Origin of the sequence: Streptomyces africanus, assembly GCF_002150735.1 — a bacterium.
Lineage (GTDB): Bacteria > Actinomycetota > Actinomycetes > Streptomycetales > Streptomycetaceae > Streptomyces > Streptomyces africanus.
The window spans coordinates 1-281 of record NZ_MUKA01000351.1 but is presented as its reverse complement, the minus strand read 5'-3'; the positions used below and the strand labels follow the sequence as shown (position 1 = coordinate 281).

At 72.6% G+C, this 281-nt stretch carries 1 pseudogene; it reads right to left on the bottom strand.

What is annotated here, in order from left to right:
* Positions 1–281: pseudogene (locus CCL05_RS46620) on the bottom strand (glycosyl transferase); the annotation flags it as partial.

Sequence of the window (281 nt, the reverse complement as noted above, 5' to 3'; positions counted from 1 at the left end):
CATCGGCCACAGCGCCGCCGGAGGCTTGTCGACGGTGATGGCGTTGGCCGCGTCCAGCGAGCCGAAGAAGAACGCCTTCCAGGACTGGCTGCCGGCCTGGACGGCCGCCGAGTAGAAGGAGTTGGCGTAGCCGGAGGCGCTCAGGTTGTAGAGGTAGAGCACCGCGGTCGCCAGGAGCAGGGCGAGGAAGGCCGGGCGGGCCCATCGCGGGTCCTCGGGCCGGCCGCGCCACAGCCGATGGGGCAGGGGGCGCTTGGGTTCACCGGCTTCGGGGGCAGGGG